Genomic DNA, 8,181 nt, shown 5'->3' on the forward strand with positions numbered 1-8,181 from the left:
ACAATACTCGATAGTTAGGGTTCTCAATTTTGAATTAGTAAATTAGTGAATGTCGGAATAAATTATTCACTAACCGCGCGGGCGGTCCCGTCCGACATTCACTAATTCCAAATTATCTACGGTAGCTTTTCATGATCCAGCCTCCACCCACTACGTCGTCGCCTTCGTAGAACACCGCCGCCTGGCCGGGGGCGATGCCGTTGACACCATCGTGAAAATCTACCCGGATGCGGTCGATGGCCTCCTGCGTGATCGTGGCCGGAGTGCCTTCGTGTTTGTAGCGGACTTTGGTGACGGTCTCCAACGGCTGGTCGAGGGTGGCGTATTTCTGCATATTGAGTTTGCCCACCATCATGCCGTCGCGGTATAGGTCGGGCAGATCACCAAGTACTACTTCGTTGGAGTCCTTACGGATTTCGGTCACGAAAACGGGGCGACCCAGGGCGATGCCCAAGCCTTTCCGTTGGCCTACCGTATAGAATGGGTAGCCCTCATGCTGGCCCAGAACAGTTCCATCCTGGTGCACGAAGTTGCCACCCGCTACTTCGGCTTCCAGGCCGGGAATACGCCTTTTCAGGAAACCCCGGTAATCGTTGTCCGGCACAAAGCAGATCTCGTAACTTTCGGATTTGTTGACCAAATCTATAAAGCCACGCTCCTTCGCCATCTCTCTGATTTCGGTTTTGTGTAGGTAGCCCAGCGGTAGTTTGGTGCGGCTCAGGCTTTCCTGCGACACACCCCAGAGCACATAGCTTTGGTCTTTCCAGGTGTCGATGCCTTTGGAAATGACGTAACGACCATCGGCTTTTCCACCTTCCATCTGACGGATGTTGGCGTAATGACCCGTAGCGATAGAGTCGCAATCAAGGCGATCGGCTCGGCGCAGCAGAGCGTCCCATTTGATATGGGTGTTGCAAAGTACGCAAGGATTGGGCGTGCGGCCTTCGAGGTACTCGCCCGTAAAGTGGTCGATGACATAATCACCGAATTCGGCTCTTATGTCGAGAATGTAGTGGGGGAAGCCCAACTGCACGGCGATGTTGCGGGCGTCGTTGATCGAGTCAAGCGAGCAGCAGCCCGTTTCTTTTTTAGACCCGCCGCTGCCGGCGTAATCCCAGGTTTTCATCGTCATGCCGATGACTTCGTAGCCTTCTTCGTGCAGCATCACCGCTGCCAATGAACTGTCGATCCCGCCACTCATGGCGACCAGGATTCTTCCGTGTTTGCTCATAATCGTAATCTGCGAAGGTTAAAAGCCTCCCGATTTTATGTGTTTTAAATGTATCGTTTCTGAACGTTCTCTGGCGTTGTAGGAGTTCCTTCCAACTGTGGAGTTCGCAGAGTTTTCACGCAGAGAAAGTAAAGGCTCTCTGTGAACTCTGGGTAATTCTTTGCGTTCTTTGCGATTAAAAACTACCGCAAAAATGCTCAAAACTTTTGTCAAGATTAGCAACTTCACCAACCTTTCCGACGCCCGCTACTGCGCTGGCATGGGCGTGGATATGCTCGGCTTCTCGGTCGATGAGGCCTCTGATCAGTATATTATCCCAAAAAAATATGCTGAGATGCGGGCCTGGATCGCGGGAGTGAAATTGGTGGCTGAGTCCTCGGAGAGCGACCCGCAAAAGCTGCTAACTGTGCTGGCCGATTACGAGTTCGACGCCCTTCAAGTGGAAGACCCTAATCTTTTACAATACTTAAAAAGCGAACTGGACAAGCCGCTGCTGTTGCGGGTAGATGTGGATCACTACGAAGCTGACGAACTTGACGCTCTCATGGGACGATATTCCGCTGAGGTTGAATTTTTCTTGCTGGAAAGTGAGAAAAATGCTTCGCTCACCGACGAATGGCGAAACTACCTCCATAAGTTGAGCCGCGAATATCCTATATTATTGGGTTTCGGGCTGGAAAGTGAAGCGCTGGTAGTGGACTCTATTGCCTCCATAAAAATGGGAGGCATCGCCTTGCGAGGCGGTGAGGAAATTCGGCCTGGCTACAAAGATTTTGGGAGTTTGATGGACATTCTCGAATCTTTAGAGATTGAGGGCTGAGTAAGCCTTGAGGAAGAAAACATTCGGGCGCCACCTAAAATAATCACCACTTAACCCAGCCAATCACCGATTATAAACTTTCGAAGACCAGTATCTTGTATTACCTACTACCTTTGATTGCAAATAAAGGAAAAACTCCTTTTATTTGGATCGGTACCTGTGTAAGGCAAAACTTTTGAAAACCACAGAAGGTACCTCAACCAAACACTCAATTCAAAACCAAGAAAGCCATGGAAAGGAAACTAACCCGCATTCCCAGCGAAGCAGTTGTAGGTGGCGTAGCCGCCGGCATGAGCGACTACTTCGGTATCGACCGCACCATTATTCGAGTACTCTGGGTGGTGCTGCTTCTTTTACCAATTCCGCCGACCTTCTTTTGGACGGCGATCATTTACATCATTTTTTGGGTAGCCCTTCCCGAGGGATTGCCTGGAGCCAATAGTTCAACCAATGTATATGACGGAGACGCGGGAATAAATCCCGATCCGTCTGCCCCCGGAACCCGCCCGCCCGGCTTCTTTGCCAACAGTTCCGACCCCGATCGTTCGATTAAAATCATTGGGGTAGTGCTGCTAGGCGTCGGTGCCGTACTGTTGCTCGATGAACTACCTTACTGGTACCGCATCCGGGAATATGTCTGGCCCGTAGCCCTGATCGTCGGTGGCGCATTCCTCCTCCTCCGCCAGCGTGATAAGGAGGCATTATCCGGGACAGATTCTACGCCACCACCCGCCGACCCGTTCACGCCGCGTGATACTCGGAGTGCCGAACCATTCCCACCCACCGAACCAGATCCGGTGCCTTACCGCCCCTTCGATGGACCTACTACCAGCACCTCGGTCGATCCTGATGCCCCTGCCGACCCTGACGGAGAAACCAATCCCGGTAGCGAGCCGCCGATTGTGAGATAGAATTTATGAGATAGAATTTAAGGGTTGAAAAGCTGAAAGGCTCAGAAACAAGCCGAATTCAAAAATTGAACCGCCACGGGGCGCTCCGCTTCAAGTTGAAACACTTAAACATAAAGAACTACTTTGCCCATTCAAAACCAACCAACAAAAGCCATGAACTTCAAAAACACTTTCTGGGGAATCCTCCTTATCGTTGTCGGTGTCCTGTTTCTGGTCGAGGAATTTTCAAACTTCGACTTCGGACGCTACTTTTTACCTATTATCCTGATCGTCTCGGGCGGGTTGCTCCTGCTACGTCACCAACTGGGGGCCGGGAATTCGACCGATTCCAGCCTCTAAACAAACATTTCAACCATGAAAAAATCAAACGGAATATTTTGGGGCGGTTTGCTCGTTATTGTGGGCATTTTCTGGCTCCTCAGAAATCTAGGGTTTCTAAATATCGACTGGCAGGAGGTTTCTCGCTATTGGCCTATATTACTCATTTTGGCCGGAGGAACCCTGCTGGCCAGCGGTCGCGAACGTGGTGGCTGGGGCGGTGGTGTGGCGGGGATTCTGATAGCCTTGGCGGTGCTGGGTGGTATCACCCACCGCACTGATCGGGCCTTCAACGATGATCGCCGAAACTGGAATTTCGACTGGGACAGCGACGATGACAACAATGACGACGAATGGAATTTCGGTGACCGCAAGCGCAATAGACTCCGGGAAGAAAACCGGGAGCGCAGTCGTAAATACGGGGAAGACTACAACCGGGATAGTGAAGAAAACCGGGAGCGCAATCGTAAATACGAGGAAGACTACAACCGAGATAAGGATGATGCAGATAAGGACGACAAATCCGAAAAGCGCGATATCCGCAACCGTCACTACGAATACGAGATGGAAAACGGCCTGAAAGAAGCAACGTTAAATTTTGAAGGCGGAGCCGGAGAGTTCAAGCTGAAAGGCAGTACTACCAAACTATTCGAAGCCGAATCGCGCTCCTCCATCGGTGGATTCAGGTCAGAAATTCGCAACAACCGCAACGCTAACACCGCCGTAATCGACTTCAAGATGGAGAGCGGAAAGATAAACTTGAAAAAAGGTGATAATGCAAATTCGGTCGAGATCAACCTGAACAAAAAGCCGCTTTGGAATATCGACATGGGGCTGGGCGCGGGCGAAGCCAAGTTCGATCTGAGCGATTTTCGGGTGAAGTCCTTGAAAGTCAGTACGGGCGTAGCCGACCTTAACGTGAAGCTAGGCGACAAAGTAAACCGCACCGACGTCAAGATCGAGTCCGGCGTGGCCTCAGTAACGCTGGAAATCCCGGAATCAGTGGGCTGCGAAGTGCGCATCGACGGTATGCTAAATGATAAGGATATGGGTGATTTACAGAAAGTAAGCGACGGTCTGTACCGTTCACCCGGTTTTGATCGAGCTACTCGCAAAATCATGGTCGACTACGAAGCTGGGCTATCCGAAGTAAATATCCGTCGGTACTGAGTTTTTTTGGAAACAAGTACTCCGATACCTATCATTTAAAACCCGCCTTCCCCTGGAAGGGCGGGTTTTAACCGTTTAATAAATCTCGTCTACCGCTTACTAAGTTATGGACGTTGTTCCTTGGCGGGGCAATCCAGGGCAAGTATCTTTAAGATTATAAGGTATTTACCAAAAACAAAATTGCTACTGCCATGAAAAAAATGTGCATTTCCCTTCTTTTAGTCTGCTGCTGTTTAGAAACTGCGCTGGCCCAGGAAACCGATAACTTTATCTCGGCCTCCATCGATGGCAAGGAGTGGAAAGCCGAAGCCAAACGCTTGAAGATTCCTTTCCGCAAAAAGGACTTCAACTACTTGGCGCTGGCGGCATTCGAGGTCAGTCCCGACGTGCAGCTTTGGATCAGGCTTTACTATTTCACCGATGAACTCAAACCCGGTACTTATCCGATCGAGGATTTGGCCGAAATGGAAAAAAGAAAGTACAAGCCCAAATCAAAAACCGGACTTTTTGCCCTTGTGGACTATACGGAGGAAACGAAGAAAATGGGCCACGGCTTCCACGATGGTGAGTCGATGAGCGGCACAGTGACAATCACCGCAGCCACGCCTACATCGGTGGAAGGTACTTTTGAGGGTACCTTGCAGGGTGTTTATTACCAAAAGAGGGTGCTAGCAACCGTGACGGGGTCCGGCCTACGCGCCAACCTGGGTAAGAAACTACTTACCGGGGCCGGGGCAGGAATGGTAGCAAATATTGATCCGCACGAACACGACCGTTCCAAGAAAACTGAGGAAACTGACTCGATTAGAATCACCGACGGTAAGTTCAAGGTGGATTGGGCGAAAGACGACAAGCAGTAGCCAACTTAGTCTGTTATTCCACAAGGAGAAGGCCCGGCTCATTTATGGCCGGGTTTTTGATATTTCCTAAGCGCAGCACATTTACAATATTTTTTAGGCTATATTGGCGTGATTTTTCGTAACTGAGAAACAACCGGGACAGAAGGGAATGAGAAGAGTGATCGTTGTGATAGGGTTATTGTTGGGAGCGGAAGAACTTTATGCTCAAAATCAAGTGGCTGAAACTCCGTTAGCCGCCATCAGTCATTGGGAAAACAAGCCGAAGTCGCCGCTTCGCGATACGACGCTGATCCGCTTGTACGCGCGGGAAGCTGCGTCAATCGCCGATCTGGATAGTTCGCTGTTCTGGTTGCAGAAAGGCTTCAAATCTGCTTTTGCGCTGCGCTCTAATAAGTGGCTGGCCTTCACGCACAACCGAATCGGTGCTACCTACTTGCAAAAGGGCGTGACTTTCAAGGCTATCGAGTATCTCTTTCGTGGTGTGCAATACGCCGAACTGGCCAAGGCTACCGATGAGCAGGCATTCGCCTGGGATCACATCGGTGATTGCTATGCTAACCTCAAGACGTACGGTAAAGCCATAACCGCTGAGAAACGGGCTATCGAATTTTACAAAAAAAGCAACAGTCAATCTGCCCAAACGCGGGCCATGATCGATTTGGGTGCGGCCTACCGGGAAGATAACCGGCCCGAGGAAGCTATTACCATCTTACAGCAAAGCCTGAAAATCAACTCGGATCGGGAATATTCCGACGAACGGGCGGAGGCCTACTTCAATCTGGCGGCGACTTTCTTGAAAAAAGAAGACTTCGCCAACGCGGAAAAACACGGATTGCTGGCCCTGAATGCGGAAAATAATAACAAGGGCCGCCCTAATGCCGAACTACTTTCCCTTATTAGCCTGATTTATAGCCGAAACGATCAGCCAAAAAAGTCTCAGACTTTTGCGGATCGTGCCCAATACTATATCATCTATGAACAGCCGCCCATGCGAGAGCGGGTGGCCTTGAATTTATTCGAGGCTTACAAGTCGTTGCAAAAGCCTGATGAAGCGTTGGCCTGGCATGAGAAATTCGTCGATCTACGGGAAAGCAACCGTGCTGAAGCCCAGAACAAGCGAGTGGAGGTGCTACGTTACGAATACGATGCTCAACAGCGCGAGGCCCAGATGCAGGCTATGATAGATGACATGACGCGCCAAGCCTACCTGCGCAATGCCTTGATCCTGGGTATTTTGGTATTCTTAGGGTTGGCCGCTGCGTTGGGCAGAAGCAACCGCCTGCTCCAAAAAAGACGACGCGAACTCGACCGTAGCAATTCGCAACTGACAAAGGTGGGGAAACTACTGAAGCAGACCAACGCCACACTTGAAGAACGCGTAGCCGAACGAACCAACGAACTCCGCCAGGCCAACCACACGCTCACCCGCAAAAATCATGAGATTCAGGAAGCACTTTTCCGTGGCCAAAGCATAGAGCGCGAACGCGTAGCCTCCGAATTACATAATAATTTGGGTAGTTTGCTTTCGGGGGTAAAGTGGCGGTTGGAATCGGTCGAACTGGACAATTTTTCTCCCGCCGAAAAGGAACAATACCGGAGCGTGGTCGGCCTGATTTCGGATGCGTATAACCAAGTGAGGCACATTTCACATAACCTACTGCCTTCTATTTTGGAAAAGCAGGGGCTGGTTCCTGCGCTGGAAAAGCTGACTTCTGATTTGAATCGGTCGGGTAGAGCATCATTTGAGTTGGTGGGGGCCGATGAAATCTCAATCGAGGACAAAAAAGTTTCCTTTGAGTTGTACAGTTGTATTTTGGAACTGATAAACAACATTCTCAAACACGCCAGAGCAAGCCAGGTAGTGCTGGAACTGGTACAAACCGAAAGCTTTTACGTGTTGATGATTACCGACGACGGCACGGGCATCATGCAAGAGAAGATCACGACTTCGGGCAAAGGCCTGGAAAATATCCGGCAACGCATGAATTCGCTGAATGGCACCTTTGCCATACGCTCCCTCCGCAATAAAAAAGGTACTACCGTCACCCTGCGTGTTCCGCGGCAGACACAAGAGGCCGAAGCTTGAATCAATGGGCGATGTCGATCTTGACGCGCTTGCCTTTCAATTTTTCGTACCGTAGAAATTCCACGACTGCCACGGCTTTCTCGCGCTTCACGGCGGCAAAGGCGGCATCGTCCTTAATTTCAATCATGCCTACGTCTTCCTTTTTCAGTCCGCCTTTTTTCATCAATAGGCCTGCTACATCCCCCTTGCTGATTTTTTCCTTTTTACCCGCCGAAAAGTAAAGCGTGTCCCATACGGTTTCGGGTGGCAGGCGGTCATATTTTGGCAATTCAACCGCTTGCGGCTCACCCTTCAGGTAAGGTGGTTTTTCGTATTCGTCCAGCATTAGGTACACCGTCCCGGTGGCGTGCATTCGGGCAGTGCGGCCATTGCGGTGAATAAAAGCCTCCTCGGTCAACGGAAACTGATAATGTACGATGGATTCGATCTCGGGGATATCCAGTCCGCGCGAGGCCAGGTCGGTCACGATCAGGATGCGGCTGGTACCATTGCGGAACTTCATCAGGGCGCGTTCGCGGTCGGGTTGCTCCATGCCGCCGTGGAAGGTAGCGTGCGCTAAACCGTAGCCTCCTATCAACTCACTGATGCGGTCTACGGCGTCGCGGTGGTTGCAGAAAATCAGCGTCCGCGCCGCGCCGATGGCGCATACCAGCGAAAACAGCGTGTCGAGCCGGGACACCGAAGTCGTGCGCACCACTTTCATCGTCAGTTGGGGCGCGGTTTCCCTATCACTCAAAAAATCCAGGGTGACCGGGTGCTTCGCTTCCACGAATGCGGGCAGGCGG

General features: G+C 50.9%; 8 protein-coding genes. 6 read left to right on the top strand and 2 right to left on the bottom strand.

Annotated features, from left to right (window positions below; all coding sequences use genetic code 11):
* Positions 1-112: 112 nt before the first annotated feature.
* Positions 113-1,231, bottom strand: a complete 1,119-nt coding sequence (gene mnmA, locus ACEW8P_RS18325; protein WP_373514525.1) for a tRNA 2-thiouridine(34) synthase MnmA — start codon at positions 1,229-1,231, stop codon at positions 113-115.
* Between the two features lie 193 nt (positions 1,232-1,424).
* Here mnmA and ACEW8P_RS18330 point away from each other — a divergent pair, with 193 nt between their 5' ends.
* From ACEW8P_RS18330 to ACEW8P_RS18355, 6 genes are all read left to right on the top strand, one after another.
* A complete protein-coding gene (locus ACEW8P_RS18330; RefSeq protein ID WP_373514526.1) occupies positions 1,425-2,051 on the top strand; it encodes a hypothetical protein in 627 nt (208 codons plus the stop codon).
* Between the two features lie 230 nt (positions 2,052-2,281).
* Positions 2,282-2,962, top strand: coding sequence for a PspC domain-containing protein (locus ACEW8P_RS18335; protein ID WP_373514527.1), 681 nt, complete (start codon positions 2,282-2,284; stop codon positions 2,960-2,962).
* 153 nt (positions 2,963-3,115) lie between these two features.
* Positions 3,116-3,301, top strand: coding sequence for a LiaI-LiaF-like domain-containing protein (locus ACEW8P_RS18340; RefSeq protein ID WP_373514528.1), 186 nt, complete (start codon positions 3,116-3,118; stop codon positions 3,299-3,301).
* A 15-nt stretch (positions 3,302-3,316) separates the two neighbouring features.
* Positions 3,317-4,450, top strand: a complete 1,134-nt coding sequence (locus ACEW8P_RS18345; RefSeq protein WP_373514529.1) for a LiaI-LiaF-like domain-containing protein — start codon at positions 3,317-3,319, stop codon at positions 4,448-4,450.
* Positions 4,451-4,641: 191 nt separating this feature from the next.
* Positions 4,642-5,310 (top strand): hypothetical protein, encoded by a 669-nt coding sequence (locus tag ACEW8P_RS18350; protein WP_373514530.1) that lies wholly within the window; start codon positions 4,642-4,644, stop codon positions 5,308-5,310.
* Between the two features lie 148 nt (positions 5,311-5,458).
* On the top strand, positions 5,459-7,396 hold the full coding sequence (locus ACEW8P_RS18355; RefSeq protein ID WP_373514531.1) for a tetratricopeptide repeat protein: 1,938 nt from the start codon (positions 5,459-5,461) through the stop codon (positions 7,394-7,396).
* A gap of 1 nt (position 7,397) precedes the next feature.
* Here the strand turns inward: ACEW8P_RS18355 and ACEW8P_RS18360 are convergent.
* Positions 7,398-8,181: helicase-related protein (locus tag ACEW8P_RS18360; RefSeq protein WP_373514532.1), on the bottom strand; the 784-nt coding region annotated here is incomplete at its 5' end.

Origin of the sequence: Persicitalea sp., assembly GCF_041751555.1 — a bacterium.
Taxonomy (GTDB): Bacteria; Bacteroidota; Bacteroidia; order Cytophagales; family Spirosomataceae; genus Persicitalea.